We start from the raw sequence: 15,754 nt of genomic DNA on the forward strand, positions 1-15,754 counted from the left end.
ATTGGTCTATCCGCAAAGCGCACATGTAATATCCATAAAAAACATGGATTATTCATATGAAAAAATTATCGCTACTTGGCCTGCTTATTCTCTTTGGCTGTAACCAGCAAAACACTCCGACTCCAGACCCAAATCACAATCAACCACACCAAAGTTTTAAAAAAACGCCGGAGATTGCTAAAGAGCTAAAAGCTCAACCTACAATTGATGACCAATTTGCTCTGCTATATCGAAAATTTGATTACACACTAGATAGAAGTGATTCCCTGACAGGTCGTGATGAAAATAAAGACGGAATACGCGACGATATCGAGGCATTCATCAATGCGTTAGAAGTGTCAGAGCCAGTGCGCGATGCATTGAAGCAAAACGCTCGTTACTCTCAAAAAAATCTATATTACGACTGGAGTGAAAAGACCGAAGCTAATATCTATAAAGCAATGAAAATTGGTTTCGAGTATGAAAAAGTCATTGCTTGCAAGGATTTTGTCGGTATCCCAGTAGATGATTCAATCGATACGTCAAAAACGATAAGAGCACTTACCTATAACACTAAAGCCAGAACCATTGCTTATTTGGCTTATAATCATTTGCAAGATGGTTCAGTAAGCACATCGCTCCCAGCTGAGGAGCAGTATTGTGAATAAGCTAACGAGTGCACTTTTGTTTCTTACGATATTCCCTTCGCATGTCAGTGCTAACTCCTGTGATATTGAAGGCTACACAATAAGTTTTTTTAATGGCGTTGCTACGTCGAAAGACGCTGCGGTCGAGGGAAGGAAGAAAATAGAATCAACCCTTGGTATCAAGCAATTCAACGGTGAGCCAGTTGAATATCAACTGTTCTATAATGACTCTTACATTGAAAGTAACGGGTTGAATGTCTTAGCTGATTTTGCTGAAACTTTTGATCAAAGAACACAAGAGTTGGGGCAAAAGCAATTTGACCGATGGGAAGCGTTTTGGGAAATCGTTAGCGGACGTCAGGACAGTTCCATCATCCAAAAAATTAGTGCGACTTTTTCATGGTTTAAAGGGTTTGTTTCTGACCTTCTCAGCCAAGGTATGAATACGATGATTCGTGAGTTTTTGCAGCTCTTGAGTACTTCGATTGATTCACCTGATACTGAAAAAACTCAGATGCAGCATAAACTCATCAATGATTCCAATACATGGAAAGGCAAAAAGCTAATTTATATTGCTCACTCGCAAGGAAACTTATGGGTGAACCAATCTTACAAGTATGTTGTTTCTCAATTAGGATACGACGCTGATAATATTCACGTGGTTCATATTGCGCCGGCCTCGCCAACATTAACCCCTGATAGTGACTATATTTTATCAACCTCTGACCTTGTTATTAATGGCCTGCAACTAACGGGAATTGGCTCTGTCCCTGTACCGAATACCGCTATAGCGCCAAGCACAGCAGACATTGCAGGGCATGGTTTAATTGAAATCTATTTAACTCATCCTGACTCGATTAACAAAATCAAGAAATCTGTGGGGCGAGCTTTTGATTCACTTACCAAGCCGGACATGGAAGAGCACCTCTTTGAAGTGACCTATCAATACACGCCTTCTTTTGTTGAAAGTCATGCTGAACCAGAGATTAAATTTGTCGATAACCCAAGCGGGGATTGGTTTGAAAAAGCCATGTATCCACATTACGATGACTCGTACTTTGAATATGATTCTGCCGCTTACAAATACAAACTCAAACCTGTTGCTGGCTTAAAATACTTATCTCACCAACGCGACAAAAAAGACAGAGAGAACCAAACGTTTACCGTTGTTCAATGCTCAAATATCCCAAACGATGACCCATTTATATTGGGTGAAAAATCCGAGGCATTAATATGGTACGGATATGATGAGCAACCGGACAATACCAAAGTTATTGTGACAGTCAGAGATAGGTATGGAAGAAAGCTACTAAGTGGAGAGCAATCGGTGAGTGAACTTCGCCGTAAGGGGTGGCGTTATCAAGGTATATTCCTTGATTTGAAAGCGAAAAATCCTTACTCACAGAAAGAAAAGAGTTTCATAGAAAAACAAAATCTAGAGACTAGGTATGAGCTTCACTCTAATTCTATTCTACTACCAACGGCATCATGAATAGCCATTAGGCTCATTGCACGACATAAATTTGTTGCGCTGACCTCGTCCAAAAATGAGCGATGCTGAACACAGGTACTTAACACAACAAACGCCCCTCCTATCTCTAGGAAGGGCGTTTTTTATTGGAGCAGTTCGTCGAGTCGTTAGCATGCCATTATGTTCTATTTTACCTAGAGTGGTTACCCATAACATTTCTTAGCACACCTATTTGAACGAACATGACTCATGCCGATTTAAAGCAACAAGTTGCATAAGTGGTGGCTATATACGAATTATGAGCAATAGAAAAACCGCTGTACTAATTGACTCATAATTGCCCCTTTCTGTGCCACGAGAGCTGAATTTTGAACAACAAAAACTAATACATTCCAGCTCGAACCAGAGTATGGTCACTGATTGTAACCACCGCGTTATTTGATGTAAGAATCGAGAACTTTCAGCACTATTTCCATATCTGCTTCACGTTGATCTTTGTCTTCCTCAAGTACAACGTGCTCAAGCAAGTGACCTTTGATCACTTCTCGCATTAAGCCATTTACCGCGCCTCGAATAGCAGCAATCTGCTGCAACACATCTTGGCACTCATGCTCTTCTTCCAACATTTTTTTAAGTCCATTGACCTGACCCTGTATTTTACTGACTCGGGTGTTGAGCTTCTTCTGATCTCTGGTTGTATGCGACATGGCTTATCTTCTTTATGTTACGGGCTGAGCGATTCTAACTGATAATGTAGCACTCAATTTATACTGGGGGGTAGTATTTAATACTAGGGGGGGAGTATATTCTACGCAACTTGAAATACTAACAGAGAGTAATAATGAACTTCACGATGAGGTAGTGTGAAGTTTTCAATTGGTCATACAACGGGTTGCGTCGTTGATGAGCTAAGCTCTGTGGTAATGATGACTTTGCTTACAGTTTTATAAAGGTAACGATTTCATGTTGTGGATTATTACTAAGTACGCATTAACCGCTGGGATTGTGGTTTTGATATCTGAAGTAGCGAAAAGAAGTGATAAAGCGGGAGCGCTAATAGCCGCACTGCCTACAGTGACTATTTTGGCTTTGATTTGGATGTATATCGAAGGGCAAGGTCAGGAAAAGCTCGCCAATCATGCCTACTACACCTTCTGGTATGTGCTGCCTACGTTGCCAATGTTTCTGATCTTCCCGTTTCTATTGAGTCGATACTCCTTTTGGTTCTCGTTAGGTATTTGTGCCATTATTTCAATCGTCTGCTTTTTTATCGTGGCAATTGTGGTTAAAGAGTTTGGCATAGAACTTACATAAATTAACAAATGACGGTTGAATTCTTGTTTTTGTTATAATATAACATTTCGAGTTTTTGTCATTCTCAATGACTTATCTCAATGTCGGCGATGGTGTATGGTTTCTATAGCACTCACACAATGTATTAGCTTGCTGATGCTACTTATCGTCGCATTGGGGACGACCACGTCTGCGATAGGTGAGTTTCGTTCTCATAGCTTGTCGGCGATATCGGTTATCAATAGTGACCATGCACACTCCCATTCCTCCAGTCATTCACATGATGTCGATGATGAGTATTCATTTCAACATGATGCGAGTAATCATAATCACACGTATGACAGTGCAACATTAAAAGCGCTGAGTCATTCCGTCTTTACGAGAGTGATGGTGTCAACCTATGGCAGGCAGATCAGCGGAACGCCTATCCATAAACCCTTCAAAATAGAGCGTCCTCCAAGAGAGTTGTTGTTTACTTGATAACTGCCGCAATCAGCGGCTAAAGAAGATTCAACAAACAATGGAGTTACTATGAACTTACTCTCTTTACGCGAAGTGAGTACGTTGCCTATCGGTATGGCGACGTCGCTTCGTAAGGGGATGCTTTATCTCATTCTCGCCTTACTCATGATGATGAGCACTGATGTTTTTGCTCATGCTGTGGCACAGGGTGACAAAGGTTATATCCAAGAAATCACTGGCACCAATATCGTTGCGTTTATGTATCTAGGTGCGAAGCACATGGTGACAGGATACGATCATATCTTGTTTCTATTTGGCGTGATTTTCTTCCTCTACAAAATGAAACACATTGCGTTGTATGTAAGCCTTTTTGCGCTTGGACATTCGTCTACCATGCTGCTTGGTGTTTACTTCAATATTGGCATAAACAGCTACATTATCGATGCCATCATCGGGTTATCTGTGGTCTACAAGGCAATGGATAACTTAGGCGCGTTTAAGCGATGGTTTGGCGTACAGCCCAATACCAAACTTGCAACCTTGTTGTTCGGGTTCTGTCATGGTTTTGGGTTGTCGTCGAAGATCATCGAATATGATATTTCTCCTGATGGATTAATTCCTAATCTACTGGCGTTCAACATTGGTGTAGAAATTGGGCAATTGATTGCCCTAGGCACCATTTTGATTGTGATGGGCTTTTGGAGGCGACATACCAGTTTTTATCGTCAAGCCTACTCAGTCAATGTCGTTATGATGAGCTTGGGTTTCATGCTTATCGGTTATCAACTAACGGGCTACGTTGTTGCTCAGTAAAAAGAAAAAGGAATCAATCATGTACAACACAGATATGCCAAATCGTGCCAAGCTATCGACAACCAAACAGCTTGTTCGCTCAACCTTTATTGCTCTAGGAACCGCTATTGTACTGCTCATCACAGTCATTCTACCTGCTGAGTACGCTCTTGACCCAACAGGAGTGGGCAGAGCGCTGGGATTAACTGAAATGGGTGAGATTAAGGCTCAATTAGCCCAAGAAGCAGAAGAAGACCAAGCTAACAGCGCAGTCGTAGTCGCCACAAAAGCGGTTCAAAATGAGCCTGTTAAACCAGAACCCGAAGTAGCACCTCAACAACCAGGGGTAACTTCTCCAAAAGCTGAAGTGGCTATTGCAGTTGAGCCTGTTTGGAAAGACAAAATTATGCTTTCACTGAAACCTGGCCAAGGTGCGGAAGTTAAATTGGTCATGGAAAAAGGCCAAGTTGCTCAATTTGAATGGGTCTCGAAAGGTGGCCCTGTCAACTACGATACTCATGGTGATGGCAATGGAAATTCGATTAGCTATGAAAAAGGCCGCGGCGTGCCTGACGATCAAGGTGAGTTAGAGGCTGCTTTCACGGGTAATCACGGCTGGTTTTTCCGTAACCGTAATGACAAAACAGTGATGGTTATCCTGAAAACGAATGGTGATTACGCAGAAATGAAGCGTGTTCTGTAATTAAGCTAAGTCTAGCCTCTACGAAGATGACTTTCGTAGGGGCTATTTAATATGATTCGCTTATAAATAAGGTTACTTGAACACAGCGAATTTGAGGTTAAAGGTATGAAAAAACAAAAGAGTCCTTGCGTCGATCTGTGTGATTTCTCGAATCCTAAAGGTTGGTGCTTGGGTTGTGCCAGAACTCGTGATGAATGTCAGAAATGGAAAACACTGAAACCTTATGCTTTGAACATCTTAAAGAAAGAACTCCAAAAAAGGATGTCACAAATGAGAAGTGAACGGAGCAAGTAAGATACACCGCAATACCTGAGGTTATCCGCATTATTCTAAATTAGTAAAATCACTGAAACGCTTTTGTCCAAAAATGAGCTCCGCCAAGTTAGAACGTTTAAAAATGCCCATTCTATCTCTAGGAAGGGCGTTTTTCTTTTGTTTAAATTATCTAGGTAGATTACCTTTCACGCACGTAAGTCGTTTGAACTAAGGTGCCTAGCACCACTTCGCTCTTGATCACTTTAAAATTGAGTGGTTGTTCCAAATCACCAAACAAAGGTGCGCCGCCGCCAAGTAGGATAGGGAAGCGAGTGATCACCATTTCATCGATAAGATCTTCTTTGAGGAAGTTTTGAATCGTCACGCCGCCGTCGATGTAAAGCTCGTTAAAGCCTTTTGTATTTAGGTCAGCAAGTACATCTTTTAGCTCGCCTTTTACTAAAAAAACTTTGTCTTCGTAGCCTTGTGGAACTTCTGTCATGGTATTGCTGAGTACGAACACGGGCTTGCTGTACGGCCAATCGCAACCAAAACTCAGTACGACATCTAATGTATTACGACCCATTACCAAGCCATCTATACGCTCCATTAGTGGGACGAAGCCAGTATCAATGTTGTCTGGATTTGGTACGGATTGTAGCCAGTCGAGTTTGCCTTGTTTATCTGCGATGTAACCGTCCAGACTGGTTGCAATAAATATGATATTTGCCATGAGTACCTCATCAAAGTAATGATGCTTGAGCCAAGTTAAAGGTTGGTTTAAAATTAATTCTACAGTGTAGAATAATTCTGAGTTTATCGAGAAGATCAAATGTCTGTCAACGAAAAGAAACGCGGAAGACCGACCGCAAAGCAGTCACAACTGAGTGCAGAAAGCATCCTAGAGTCGGCTAAATTATTGATGAAAAAGGACGGAAAGATACCAAGTGTTCGTCTGCTAGCGACCCAATTGGATGTGGATCCTATGGCGATCTATTACTACTTCAAAAACAAAAATGCTTTGCTTGAAGCGTTAACGACATCACTGGTGGAAGACATTTATCAACCGCAAGCGAATGAAGATTGGCAAAACGAACTCAAACACCTGTGCGCTAGTTATATTGAGCTGCTACGTGAGTATAACGAGCTGTTGCAAACTATGTTGAGCATGACATCCCACGGACCTGCTCAAGTGTTTACTGAGCGCTATCAATTGATTGTTCAACCTTTGGGTTTATCCCAGCAAGTAGAGCAAGACAGTTTGGATCTATTGGCAGATTACCTACACGGTTTTGCGCTGTCGATTAGCTGTTGCCACGATGCAAGCTTAATTAAGACTGATATGTTGGATGGGCCTCTAAACCTTATCTGTTCCTCATTGTTGGCATCTCGAACCTAGTTCACATTACCGCGACGTTTTTGCTTATATCGTGAAAGAAATTCCCATAACCAAAGGTTCTAATTAATCGAGAGGGAAGGGCTTTTATTTGAAGATTCCGACCTAATATCTTGATTATGCCCAGCCAATTTAAGGTGGGGATTTTTAAGCATTGCTGCTGGTAACGATTTGAACCAGCTTACAGGTGCATTCAAACACGATAAGGAATAACAATGGCTAACGAATACACACCACCAAGAGTTTGGACTAACGACAGTGAAAATGGCGGCCAATGGGCGAGCATTAATCGTCCCGATTCTGGCGCACGTCACGAGCAAGAGTTGCCAGTTGGAGAGCACCCATTCCAGCTTTATTCAATGGGGACTCCTAATGGTCAGAAAGTGACGATCATGTTTGAGGAGCTTTTGGCGGCAGGCGTAAAGGAAGCCGAATACGACGCGTATTTGATCAAGATTGGCGATGGTGACCAATTTGGTTCTGGCTTTGTAGCTGTAAACCCAAACTCTAAAATTCCGGCGCTGGTTGATCGCTCAGGTGATGAACCTATCAACGTGTTTGAATCGGGTAACATTCTTTTCTACTTGGCAGAAAAGTTTGGTCACTTCTTACCAACAGAAGGCGCGAAGCGTGCCGAGGTAATGAACTGGCTATTTTGGCTGCAAGGTTCTGCACCATACCTAGGAGGCGGTTTTGGTCACTTCTACGCGTACGCGCCTGAGAAATTCGAGTACCCAATCAACCGCTTTACGATGGAAGTTAAGCGTCAACTGGATGTACTGGACAAACGTCTGGCAAACAACGCCTTTTTAGGTGGTGATGAGTACAGCATTGCCGATATCGCAACTTGGCCTTGGTACGGTAACTTGGTGCTGGGTCGCGCATACGATGCAGCCGAGTTTTTAGATGTGGAGAGCTACAAAAACGTTGTGCGTTGGGCGAAAGCGATTGATGAGCGAGAAGGTGTTAAACGTGGTCGTATTGTTAACCGCTCTTGGGGGGAAGATTGGGAGCAACTAGCTGAGCGCCACAGTGCTACAGACATTGATAATGTTTTGAAGCTGAAACCTTAAACGAAAAGATGTTAAGCGCACCATTAAAGGTGCGCTTTTTTGTTCCTCAATATTCTCTACTAAGACCTAAATATCATTAATAGATAGCTCGTATGTTTATTGATTATGTATTTTTCAATAATAGTAAACTGCGTATGTTGATATCATCTAAATCTATAAATGGTAAAGTCGATATTATTTATTTTTGTCTTTATTGATAATAGCCAGTTATGAATTTTAGTTTTGAGTTTTATAACTGATTAATTGCTAATTAACCTTTGACATATCCTTTGTTTTTGTATGGAATATGCACAATTTCGTCTTACGCTTTTCTAATTAATAGTCATAAAGTGTTAACTATATGCATCTCAATACATTATGAGATGAAAGCGTATTTCTTAAATGAAAAAGAGCCAAACCATATCTAAGTGGGGGCTATTAATTCCTTCCATTAATTTTTATATGGAATAATGACCTGCTTCGTCGTGACGGAATAAGCTCAAGTGTATGTTATTCATGTCATTAAAGAGGATATTTATGATGTCGTCGTTTAAGGCGTATTGGGTAGGAGTACGCGATCGAATTGCCACCCAAATTAAGGATAACCATTGTTTGGAATCCCTAGTGGTAAAGAAACAGCGTGTCAATCTAAACAACAGTGGTTTATCGTTTAGAGCGAAAAGTGGGTGTTTAGTCCCTCATTGCTATACTCAATTTATTGATCCAGAAAGTAAAAGTTCCAAAAAAACACGTAAGACATCATTGAGTTTTAAGAAAGGAAAGTTGTACTTTTCTTCGCTTTCTGACTGAATGAAAGAAAATGAAAATTAAAAATTTAACGATGTTTATTTAAGGTAAAAACATCCGAAGTCATAAATTTGATTTAGGGTTATTATAAATATAATTAACCAGTGCCGAGTTTTCTCTTCGATATTTTTTATTTTATTCGTCGTCAATAAAATCAATCCCAATTTTTGTGTATCACGTCTCTATTACTCTGGTATTGACGCGAAGCTAACAAGATAAAACGTAAGGTGAGTAATATAAGCGTAACTGAAGATCTTGGATTATCCGATTTTCATTACCCCTAGTTTTTCAGCTCTGTAATTATTGGGTTGAATTGTCCTTTTAAGCCCGCACAGGTACTCTCCCTGACATCACCGTTTGTGCGGGTGCTTTTTCATATTTTGAACGATTTGTTTTAGAGATCTGCTTATCTAAAAATGTGGATTCTCGCTGTCATTGACGTGAGGCCGTTCTTTCGTGATCTCGTTTGGGCATCACATGTATGGGCGGAAAATTTCTACTCATCTCTCATTCTTCTCGACAAACATTGAGTAAAGGTAACGAATCGTAACATTGCTGCTGTAACTGAATGGCGTTTCAATATACTCGACTTAGTTTGTAAGCCACAGATTGCTAATAAGATTAGATGTCACTATGAGAAAAATTACCTTATTCAACATGACTTTCCTTACCGGCCTTGTTACCTTCTCTCACTTTGCCTTTGCTGCACCAACAGTTGTCCCTAATGCACCTGAATTAAGCTCTCGCGGTTATGTACTGATGGACTATCACACAGGTAAAGTGTTGGTAGAGCGCGATGCAGACAAACGATTAAACCCAGCGAGCTTAACTAAGTTGATGACTGCTTATGTTGCAGGACAAGAAGTAAACGCTGGCAATATCAGTCTCGGTGATCAAGTTGTCATTAGTCGCAACGCTTGGGCGAAAAACTTCCCAGATTCTTCCAAAATGTTCATCGAAGTAAACACATCTGTGTCTCTGTCTGATTTATATCGAGGATTGGTGGTTCAGTCAGGAAACGATGCTAGTGTTGCCATTGCAGAGTACGTCGCTGGTAGCGAAGCAGGCTTTGTTAGCTTAATGAATAGTTGGGCGAGTCAACTTGGTTTGACGAATTCCTCATTTACTAACCCTCATGGTTTAGATAGCGATGGTTTGTATTCAACACCGCATGATATAGCTAAGTTGGGTCAAGCAATCATTCGTGATCTGCCAGATATTTATCCGATGTACAGCGAAACGTCTTTTACGTACAACGGTATTACTCAATATAACCGGAATGGTTTACTTCGTGATCGTAGCATGAACGTTGACGGGATGAAAACGGGCTATACCAGTGGTGCAGGTTACAGTTTGGCGACGTCAGCCACCAATGGCGACATGCGCCTTATCGCAGTTGTTATGGGGGCGAAGAGCCAAAGTGTGCGTGAATCAGAAAGTAAGCAACTTCTTAGTTATGGTTTTCGATTCTACGATACCTTGATGCCAACGGCCGCAGGAACTGATATCGCAAACGCTCGCGTTTGGATGGGGCAAAAGGATGAGTTAAAAGTTGGTGTGAACCGCGATGTTTATCTCACTCTGCCTAAAGGTGACGTAAACAAACTTAAAGCGGAAGTGGAATACAACGGTGATTTACTTGCGCCAATTGCTCAAGATCAGGTAGTTGGTACTTTGCTATACAAAGTGGATGGAAAGGTCGTGAAAGAGACCGAGCTAGTTGCACTCGAACCAGTGGAAGAAGGCGGGATTTTTAAACGTATTATGGATTGGTTTAAGCGACTGGTAGCAAGCTGGTTTTAAAGGTTTTTTATAAAATCAATTTACTAAGGCGGCCTAAATGGTCGCCTTAGTTTTTTGAACAACTCGTAATGTCCAAAGAAGCTAAAACGTGTTGTTATTCTTGCTCTCCCATCGCTTTTTATTAAAAACGACGTCAAAGAATAACGATGCCGTAGCTTTCGATATTGGATGTGATCCCAATCCTCACAAATCGTTGTTAGTCCAAGCCTTCAGTGATGTTTTTGCACAACCATTTGTGCGTGATGGGTATGAGAGAAAACAAACCAGAACAAAAAATGGAGTGACACGTGCACAAGATTTTATCTTTGACATTGATTTTTTCGCTCATGGGCTGCGCTATGCCTCATCAACCTATCGATAATGGGCAGTGTGTGGGTGTGATGTCGTCTCAAGATGCATACGGCTACCTGAATCCCAACCACTACACCATGCAGGTACTAGCGCTGAAGAAAGAAAAAGATGTGAAAGAATACATTCGCTATATCGACCCTAAACACCCTGTATGGGTTAACTGGAAAAATAGCCGAGGTACACGTTGGTATACGGTGACAGCTGGTGATTTTAAATCGAAGCAAGAAGCCTACAATGCGCTTTCGTCGCTGCCAAGCCACGTGAAGCAGTCATCTCCGTTTGTACTGACTTTTGCAGAGATGCAACGTAAGCAACAAACTAGTGTCGTGAGAATGCGCTAATCGCCTGAAAAAAACGGAAGCTTGAGCTTCCGTTTTGTGTTTTCTTAAAGTGCTGCAAGAATAGTTTCTGCATTACTTACTTCAAATTCACCTGGCTTTTCAACGTTAAGTGTTGTTACTACGCCGTTTTCAATGATCATCGCGTAACGTTGTGAGCGAACGCCGCCAAAGCCGCCAGTATCCATTTCCAAGCCTAGCGCTTTAGTAAAGCTAGCATCACCGTCACCTAGCATCAAAATCTCAGAAGCGTTTTGAGCTTCACCCCATGCGTTCATTACGAATGCATCGTTCACCGCCACACAAGCAATTAAATCAACGCCTTTGGCTTTTAATTGATCTGCGAGTACTACGTAGCCTGGTAGGTGAGCTTCTGAGCAAGTTGGAGTGAATGCGCCAGGAACCGCGAATAACACCACTTTCTTGTTCGCGAACAGTTCGGTCACATCGTGGTTGACCATGCCATCGGCAGTCAGTTCACTTACGGTTGCAGAAGGTAGTGCTTGGCCTTGTTGAATCATGATTTTCTTCCTTTATTAAGTGCTTTGTTGAGCTTTTTCAGTCTAGCGCTTAAGTCCCGTTTTAACCACAGAGGGTTTGTAAGGGTATACCGCATTACATCGATGAATGTTGTGCAACATATTGTTCGACTTGATGACGATATTGAGCCTTCAACTCGTTGTCGATGAAGCTTGCATCGATAGCGTTGAGCGTGAATTTCGCCAGTTCTTCTTTGCTCATTGGATGTGCTTGATTCACTGCAAGGAAGTTATCGGTCATGTAGCCACCAAAGTAAACGGGGTCATCAGAGTTAATGGTTACCGCCACGCCTTTACGCAGAAGCTCTACGATGTTGTGCTGTCCCATTTCATCAAACACGCAAAGTTTGATGTTAGACAGTGGGCAAACAGTCAGTGGCATTTTGGTTTCAATCAGAGACTCCACTAGAGCTTCATCTTCTACGCAGCGAACGCCGTGATCAACGCGGCTCACTTCCAACATTTCAATCGCGTCGGTAATATTTTGCGCAGGTCCTTCTTCTCCGGCATGTGCCACGGTAAGCAAGCCTGCCTCTTTCGCTTTCTGGAAGACACGTAAAAACTTAGCTGGTGGATGGCCTTTTTCTGATGAATCTAGCCCCACTCCAATGATTTTATCGCGATGCTTTAAAACAGATTGCAGTGTATCCATCGCGCTTTCTTCTGACAAATGACGAAGGAAACAAGCGATGATCTGCGATGTGATGCCTAATTTTTCGCGGCCATCTGTCAGCGCTCTAGAAATGCCGTTGAGTACGGTGTCGAAGTCAATGCCACGTTCAGTGTGAGTTTGCGGGTCGAAGAATATCTCGGTATGAATCACATTGTCTGCTTTGCAATGCTCCAAGTATTCCCACGTTAGGTCATAAAAATCTTGCTCTGTGCGTAAAACATTTGCGCCTTGATAATAGAGGTCGAGAAAAGATTGCAGATCTTCAAATTGGTATGCCTCTCTCAATTCGCTTGGTGACGAATAAGGAATATCTATGCCGTTGCGCTTGGCAAGTTTAAACATGAGTTCTGGTTCGAGTGAACCTTCGATATGTAAGTGCAGCTCTACTTTTGGAAGACCTTGAATAAATGCGTTCATATTCCACCTTATGTGTATTGTGGATGCAGTTACTCTAAGAATAGGTATAGATAGGAATAAATCGAACGCTATCACAAAGAGTAAGATCCACAGTGATCTCAACTCTTCGTAATCAGCACTTTGCGGGAACTGGTAGAGACCCCCAAACCATATCATTGGGGTTATACGAAGCAAACGCTTGCGATTATACGTAAATTTATCAATATATCTAGACCCGTCAGAAAATGAGAGTGCGATACGTTTTAGAGTTTGATAGATATCGAGTGGATGTTTGAACTTGGATTGTTTTTCAGCGCACACTAAAGTTGGCTTACAGTGATGAAGCAAAGTGTGAAGCTTAAGATGAAGAAAAATATGGGTGTGGAGAAGGTTATTTTAAGAAGTGTATTTTTTGGCTAAGAGATAGCAAACTGATTGGAAAGCGTAGTGGAAAGGTAGGTGGCGGTTACCTTTGCACAATAAGCTTGAAGAGGTAGGAATCAGAGTTAAAGATCAAACATTTTATCAAACGCTCTTTGCTCCATAATATCTTCGATACGGCGGCGCGTTCGTTGTTTTACAGCGGCAGCATTTTCCTCAGATTCTTTCTTTTCCTTATCAATTTGCTTTTTACTTTTTCTAGCCATTGGATATCTTCCAAAATATTGATGAGAATTATTAATGCCTTAAAAAAGCATTATTTGATAATAAAACTTCCTAACTTTGAACCTGAGTCACACAGAATAGTACCTGAGCAGGTTTTTTCACAATATTGGAAGTCAATCAGATGACTACGATATTTAAGTTTTGGCAATATATGTCGCTTCAGTATATCGCTATTCAATTGATATATTTTAGCTCTCCAAGTGGTTTTAGGTTGATGTAAATTAAATTCAATTTCTAACATTTATTCTCCTGTTTTTTGACAATTTTTTCTTTGTTAAGTAATTGATACCAATGCCTTTGACGGCCTGTTCTTCTTGAGGACATGATTTTTCCTTTAAATAATAAGTTAAGCGGTACTGACCCATTTATTTTGGGTAGCACTAAGCCATGCCTGAAATTAGGCTGAGTTTATGTTGAGAGGATATTTTTTGAAGGAGAGAGATTTGGTGCAGCATGGACATGCTGCACCAAGAAAAGCAGTCTTATAGAGGAGTAACTTCAGTCGCTTGAGGACCTTTTTTACCTTGCTCTACGTTGAAGCTTACTTTCTGACCTTCAGTCAGTGTTTTGAAACCGTCAGCAACGATAGCGTTGAAGTGTACGAATACATCTTGGCCGCCGTTGTCTTGAGATAGGAAACCAAAACCTTTAGTTTCGTTGAACCATTTTACTGAACCAGTTACTTTAGCAGACATAAAAACCTCTGAATTAAAAACATTAATGATAAATTATTGGTGGATCTTTTTTTAAGCTATTGAATGTCAATCAAGAGGAAGTTGTACGCAGGTGTCTGAATGGGGATTCAAGATTTTACTGAGAAGGAACTTAAACTAAATGTAGCATTAACAGCTCTCTTCGAAGAGCCAAGCGCTACTATACACCTTGTTTAAGAAATAGCTACATTTATTTTCAAATAAATTCAAAAACGTTTATGTGATAAGAGAGAACTTATCATCAATCGCCGGGGATTTGGTCTGGATGAAAAATGACCAATTATGCTTGGTTTTGATTTCCTATTGTTCGAAAAACTTGAATAAGTAGCTCGAATCGCTCTGCTCATGATTATTTTTCTCCAAACTAAAATAAAACCATGTCGATAGCCTGAGCTGAAACGCGATTTGCAGACAGCCATCAAGGCGAACGAGGAGAAGAAGTATGAGCACATTCAGAGAAATTCGTCAGTTGATTCCATCGCAACCTACCGCTGACGGTGATGGTGTTAAAATTCGTCGAGTTGCAGGTTTTAACAACACGAGCTTTTCACCATTTTTAATGATGGATGAGCTGAAATCCGATCAACGTTCTGACTACATTGGTGGCTTTCCTCCTCATCCTCATCGTGGGATTGAAACGCTGACTTATATGCTGAAAGGTCATTTTCAACATCGTGATCACATGAACAATGTCGGCGAATTGCGCTCTGGTGGCGCACAATGGATGGCGGCAGGTCGCGGAGTAATACACAGTGAAATGCCAATTATGCAAGACGGTGAGCTGCATGGTTTTCAGATATGGATTAATCAACCAGCAAAAGACAAAATGAAACCCGCTCAATACCACGATTTTCAACCAGAGACGATCACGGAATTTGACACTGCAAAGACAGGGCTTGTTCGTGTCATTGCTGGTGAATTGATGATGGCGGGAGAACGAATTGTTGGGCCGTTGACTCAAACTGGTGTTGTGGCAACTGTTGCTGATTGGCGGCCTCATAGAGGAGCCACGCTTGAGCTAGCTTTGGACGCTGACCATAACATGATGATTTATGCGTACCAAGGCAGTGTCGAGATAAATCAACGCACTGTAAAGCAAGGTGAGATGGCGCTGTTATCAAAAGGAGAGGCAGCAAAGTTTACTGCGGCAGACAACAGTGGGGTCCTGCTCTTTATAGGTGAACCAATCAATGAGCCGGTGGTTCACTATGGCCCATTTGTCATGAACAGTATCGAAGAAATTGAACAAGCGATTCAAGACTACAACTCAGGGCTGTTCGAAACCTATTAAAGCGAACGACAGCGAACAGCCAATTTTGACCGATGTCTTAGTATTACGCTGAATGTATTTGAGCCTACTTATTGGGCTCGTAGCGAAGCAAATCGATAATCCACTGCCATCGAGTTTGCATTAGCCA

Annotated in this window: 18 protein-coding genes and 1 riboswitch; of the genes, 11 read left to right on the forward strand and 7 right to left on the reverse strand. The window is 41.5% G+C overall.

Annotated elements, in window-relative coordinates; all coding sequences use genetic code 11:
- Positions 1-56 precede the first annotated feature (56 nt).
- Together ACF8OV_RS19080 and ACF8OV_RS19085 are read left to right on the forward strand one after the other, a co-directional pair.
- Positions 57-647 carry a hypothetical protein gene (locus ACF8OV_RS19080; protein WP_020838097.1) on the forward strand — a complete coding sequence of 197 codons (591 nt, stop codon included), beginning with the start codon at positions 57-59 and terminating at the stop codon, positions 645-647.
- The gene (locus ACF8OV_RS19085; protein WP_203504462.1) at positions 640-2,118 is read left to right on the forward strand and encodes a hypothetical protein; all 1,479 of its coding nucleotides are present in this window, start codon (positions 640-642) and stop codon (positions 2,116-2,118) included. Before ACF8OV_RS19080 ends, ACF8OV_RS19085 begins: the two co-directional genes overlap by 8 nt.
- A gap of 413 nt (positions 2,119-2,531) precedes the next feature.
- Here the strand turns inward: ACF8OV_RS19085 and rcnR are convergent, their stop codons facing one another.
- Positions 2,532-2,804 (reverse strand): Ni(II)/Co(II)-binding transcriptional repressor RcnR, encoded by a 273-nt coding sequence (rcnR, locus tag ACF8OV_RS19090; protein ID WP_025522639.1) that lies wholly within the window; start codon positions 2,802-2,804, stop codon positions 2,532-2,534.
- A 256-nt stretch (positions 2,805-3,060) separates the two neighbouring features.
- Between rcnR and ACF8OV_RS19095 the strand changes: the two genes are divergently transcribed.
- The 4 genes from ACF8OV_RS19095 to ACF8OV_RS19110 all read left to right on the forward strand — a co-directional run bounded on the left by ACF8OV_RS19095 (position 3,061) and on the right by ACF8OV_RS19110 (position 5,641).
- Complete coding sequence (locus ACF8OV_RS19095) at positions 3,061-3,411, forward strand: DUF3147 family protein (protein WP_005463347.1); 351 nt, start codon at positions 3,061-3,063, stop codon at positions 3,409-3,411.
- Between the two features lie 510 nt (positions 3,412-3,921).
- Positions 3,922-4,665 carry a HupE/UreJ family protein gene (locus ACF8OV_RS19100; RefSeq protein ID WP_203504464.1) on the forward strand — a complete coding sequence of 248 codons (744 nt, stop codon included), beginning with the start codon at positions 3,922-3,924 and terminating at the stop codon, positions 4,663-4,665.
- Between the two features lie 19 nt (positions 4,666-4,684).
- Complete coding sequence (locus ACF8OV_RS19105) at positions 4,685-5,347, forward strand: transmembrane anchor protein (protein WP_203504466.1); 663 nt, start codon at positions 4,685-4,687, stop codon at positions 5,345-5,347.
- A gap of 105 nt (positions 5,348-5,452) precedes the next feature.
- A complete protein-coding gene (locus ACF8OV_RS19110) occupies positions 5,453-5,641 on the forward strand; it encodes a DUF1289 domain-containing protein (RefSeq protein ID WP_071652982.1) in 189 nt (62 codons plus the stop codon).
- Between the two features lie 160 nt (positions 5,642-5,801).
- Here ACF8OV_RS19110 and ACF8OV_RS19115 read toward each other — a convergent pair whose 3' ends face one another.
- Positions 5,802-6,335 (reverse strand): dihydrofolate reductase family protein, encoded by a 534-nt coding sequence (locus ACF8OV_RS19115; protein ID WP_075984727.1) that lies wholly within the window; start codon positions 6,333-6,335, stop codon positions 5,802-5,804.
- A 99-nt stretch (positions 6,336-6,434) separates the two neighbouring features.
- Here ACF8OV_RS19115 and ACF8OV_RS19120 point away from each other — a divergent pair, with 99 nt between their 5' ends.
- The 4 genes from ACF8OV_RS19120 (at position 6,435) to ACF8OV_RS19135 (ending at position 11,352) form a co-directional block, all read left to right on the forward strand.
- On the forward strand, positions 6,435-7,001 hold the full coding sequence (locus ACF8OV_RS19120) for a TetR/AcrR family transcriptional regulator (RefSeq protein ID WP_140279193.1): 567 nt from the start codon (positions 6,435-6,437) through the stop codon (positions 6,999-7,001).
- Positions 7,002-7,213: 212 nt separating this feature from the next.
- Positions 7,214-8,071 carry a glutathione-dependent disulfide-bond oxidoreductase gene (gene yghU / locus ACF8OV_RS19125; RefSeq protein WP_025500625.1) on the forward strand — a complete coding sequence of 286 codons (858 nt, stop codon included), beginning with the start codon at positions 7,214-7,216 and terminating at the stop codon, positions 8,069-8,071.
- Positions 8,072-9,490: 1,419 nt separating this feature from the next.
- Positions 9,491-10,660: a D-alanyl-D-alanine carboxypeptidase family protein gene (locus ACF8OV_RS19130; RefSeq protein WP_141179591.1), complete on the forward strand. Its 1,170-nt coding sequence runs from the start codon at positions 9,491-9,493 to the stop codon at positions 10,658-10,660.
- Positions 10,661-10,947: 287 nt separating this feature from the next.
- Positions 10,948-11,352, forward strand: coding sequence for an SPOR domain-containing protein (locus ACF8OV_RS19135; protein WP_005499396.1), 405 nt, complete (start codon positions 10,948-10,950; stop codon positions 11,350-11,352).
- Positions 11,353-11,396: 44 nt separating this feature from the next.
- Here the strand turns inward: ACF8OV_RS19135 and ACF8OV_RS19140 are convergent, their stop codons facing one another.
- The 5 genes from ACF8OV_RS19140 to ACF8OV_RS19160 all read right to left on the reverse strand — a co-directional run bounded on the left by ACF8OV_RS19140 (position 11,397) and on the right by ACF8OV_RS19160 (position 14,318).
- Positions 11,397-11,870: a peroxiredoxin gene (locus ACF8OV_RS19140; protein WP_141179590.1), complete on the reverse strand. Its 474-nt coding sequence runs from the start codon at positions 11,868-11,870 to the stop codon at positions 11,397-11,399.
- A 94-nt stretch (positions 11,871-11,964) separates the two neighbouring features.
- On the reverse strand, positions 11,965-12,978 hold the full coding sequence (locus ACF8OV_RS19145) for an adenosine deaminase (protein WP_065871190.1): 1,014 nt from the start codon (positions 12,976-12,978) through the stop codon (positions 11,965-11,967).
- Positions 12,979-13,067: 89 nt separating this feature from the next.
- Positions 13,068-13,167, reverse strand: a riboswitch (purine riboswitch).
- 296 nt (positions 13,168-13,463) lie between these two features.
- A complete protein-coding gene (locus tag ACF8OV_RS19150; protein ID WP_005463370.1) occupies positions 13,464-13,604 on the reverse strand; it encodes a PA3496 family putative envelope integrity protein in 141 nt (46 codons plus the stop codon).
- Between the two features lie 50 nt (positions 13,605-13,654).
- The gene (locus ACF8OV_RS19155; protein ID WP_071652977.1) at positions 13,655-13,864 is read right to left on the reverse strand and encodes a hypothetical protein; all 210 of its coding nucleotides are present in this window, start codon (positions 13,862-13,864) and stop codon (positions 13,655-13,657) included.
- Between the two features lie 241 nt (positions 13,865-14,105).
- Positions 14,106-14,318 carry a cold-shock protein gene (locus tag ACF8OV_RS19160; RefSeq protein ID WP_005463371.1) on the reverse strand — a complete coding sequence of 71 codons (213 nt, stop codon included), beginning with the start codon at positions 14,316-14,318 and terminating at the stop codon, positions 14,106-14,108.
- A gap of 460 nt (positions 14,319-14,778) precedes the next feature.
- Between ACF8OV_RS19160 and ACF8OV_RS19165 the strand changes: the two genes are divergently transcribed.
- Positions 14,779-15,627, forward strand: a complete 849-nt coding sequence (locus tag ACF8OV_RS19165) for a pirin family protein (RefSeq protein WP_140307351.1) — start codon at positions 14,779-14,781, stop codon at positions 15,625-15,627.
- Positions 15,628-15,754 lie beyond the last annotated feature (127 nt).

It is taken from the genome of Vibrio sp. GLN_1 (genome assembly GCF_043106015.1).
GTDB classification, from domain to species: domain Bacteria; phylum Pseudomonadota; class Gammaproteobacteria; order Enterobacterales; family Vibrionaceae; genus Vibrio; species Vibrio parahaemolyticus.

Bases quoted from the DNA above. Each gene is read 5' to 3' on its own strand.
- ACF8OV_RS19080 (WP_020838097.1), top strand. From the start codon at position 57: ATGAAAAAATTATCGCTACTTGGCCTGCTTATTCTCTTTGGCTGTAAC.
- rcnR (WP_025522639.1), bottom strand. From the start codon at position 2,804: ATGTCGCATACAACCAGAGATCAGAAGAAGCTCAACACCCGAGTCAGT.
- ACF8OV_RS19095 (WP_005463347.1), top strand. From the start codon at position 3,061: ATGTTGTGGATTATTACTAAGTACGCATTAACCGCTGGGATTGTGGTT.
- ACF8OV_RS19100 (WP_203504464.1), top strand. From the start codon at position 3,922: ATGAACTTACTCTCTTTACGCGAAGTGAGTACGTTGCCTATCGGTATG.
- ACF8OV_RS19105 (WP_203504466.1), top strand. From the start codon at position 4,685: ATGTACAACACAGATATGCCAAATCGTGCCAAGCTATCGACAACCAAA.
- ACF8OV_RS19110 (WP_071652982.1), top strand. From the start codon at position 5,453: ATGAAAAAACAAAAGAGTCCTTGCGTCGATCTGTGTGATTTCTCGAAT.
- ACF8OV_RS19115 (WP_075984727.1), bottom strand. From the start codon at position 6,335: ATGGCAAATATCATATTTATTGCAACCAGTCTGGACGGTTACATCGCA.
- ACF8OV_RS19120 (WP_140279193.1), top strand. From the start codon at position 6,435: ATGTCTGTCAACGAAAAGAAACGCGGAAGACCGACCGCAAAGCAGTCA.
- yghU (WP_025500625.1), top strand. From the start codon at position 7,214: ATGGCTAACGAATACACACCACCAAGAGTTTGGACTAACGACAGTGAA.
- ACF8OV_RS19130 (WP_141179591.1), top strand. From the start codon at position 9,491: ATGAGAAAAATTACCTTATTCAACATGACTTTCCTTACCGGCCTTGTT.
- ACF8OV_RS19140 (WP_141179590.1), bottom strand. From the start codon at position 11,870: ATGATTCAACAAGGCCAAGCACTACCTTCTGCAACCGTAAGTGAACTG.
- ACF8OV_RS19145 (WP_065871190.1), bottom strand. From the start codon at position 12,978: ATGAACGCATTTATTCAAGGTCTTCCAAAAGTAGAGCTGCACTTACAT.
- ACF8OV_RS19150 (WP_005463370.1), bottom strand. From the start codon at position 13,604: ATGGCTAGAAAAAGTAAAAAGCAAATTGATAAGGAAAAGAAAGAATCT.
- ACF8OV_RS19155 (WP_071652977.1), bottom strand. From the start codon at position 13,864: ATGTTAGAAATTGAATTTAATTTACATCAACCTAAAACCACTTGGAGA.
- ACF8OV_RS19160 (WP_005463371.1), bottom strand. From the start codon at position 14,318: ATGTCTGCTAAAGTAACTGGTTCAGTAAAATGGTTCAACGAAACTAAA.
- ACF8OV_RS19165 (WP_140307351.1), top strand. From the start codon at position 14,779: ATGAGCACATTCAGAGAAATTCGTCAGTTGATTCCATCGCAACCTACC.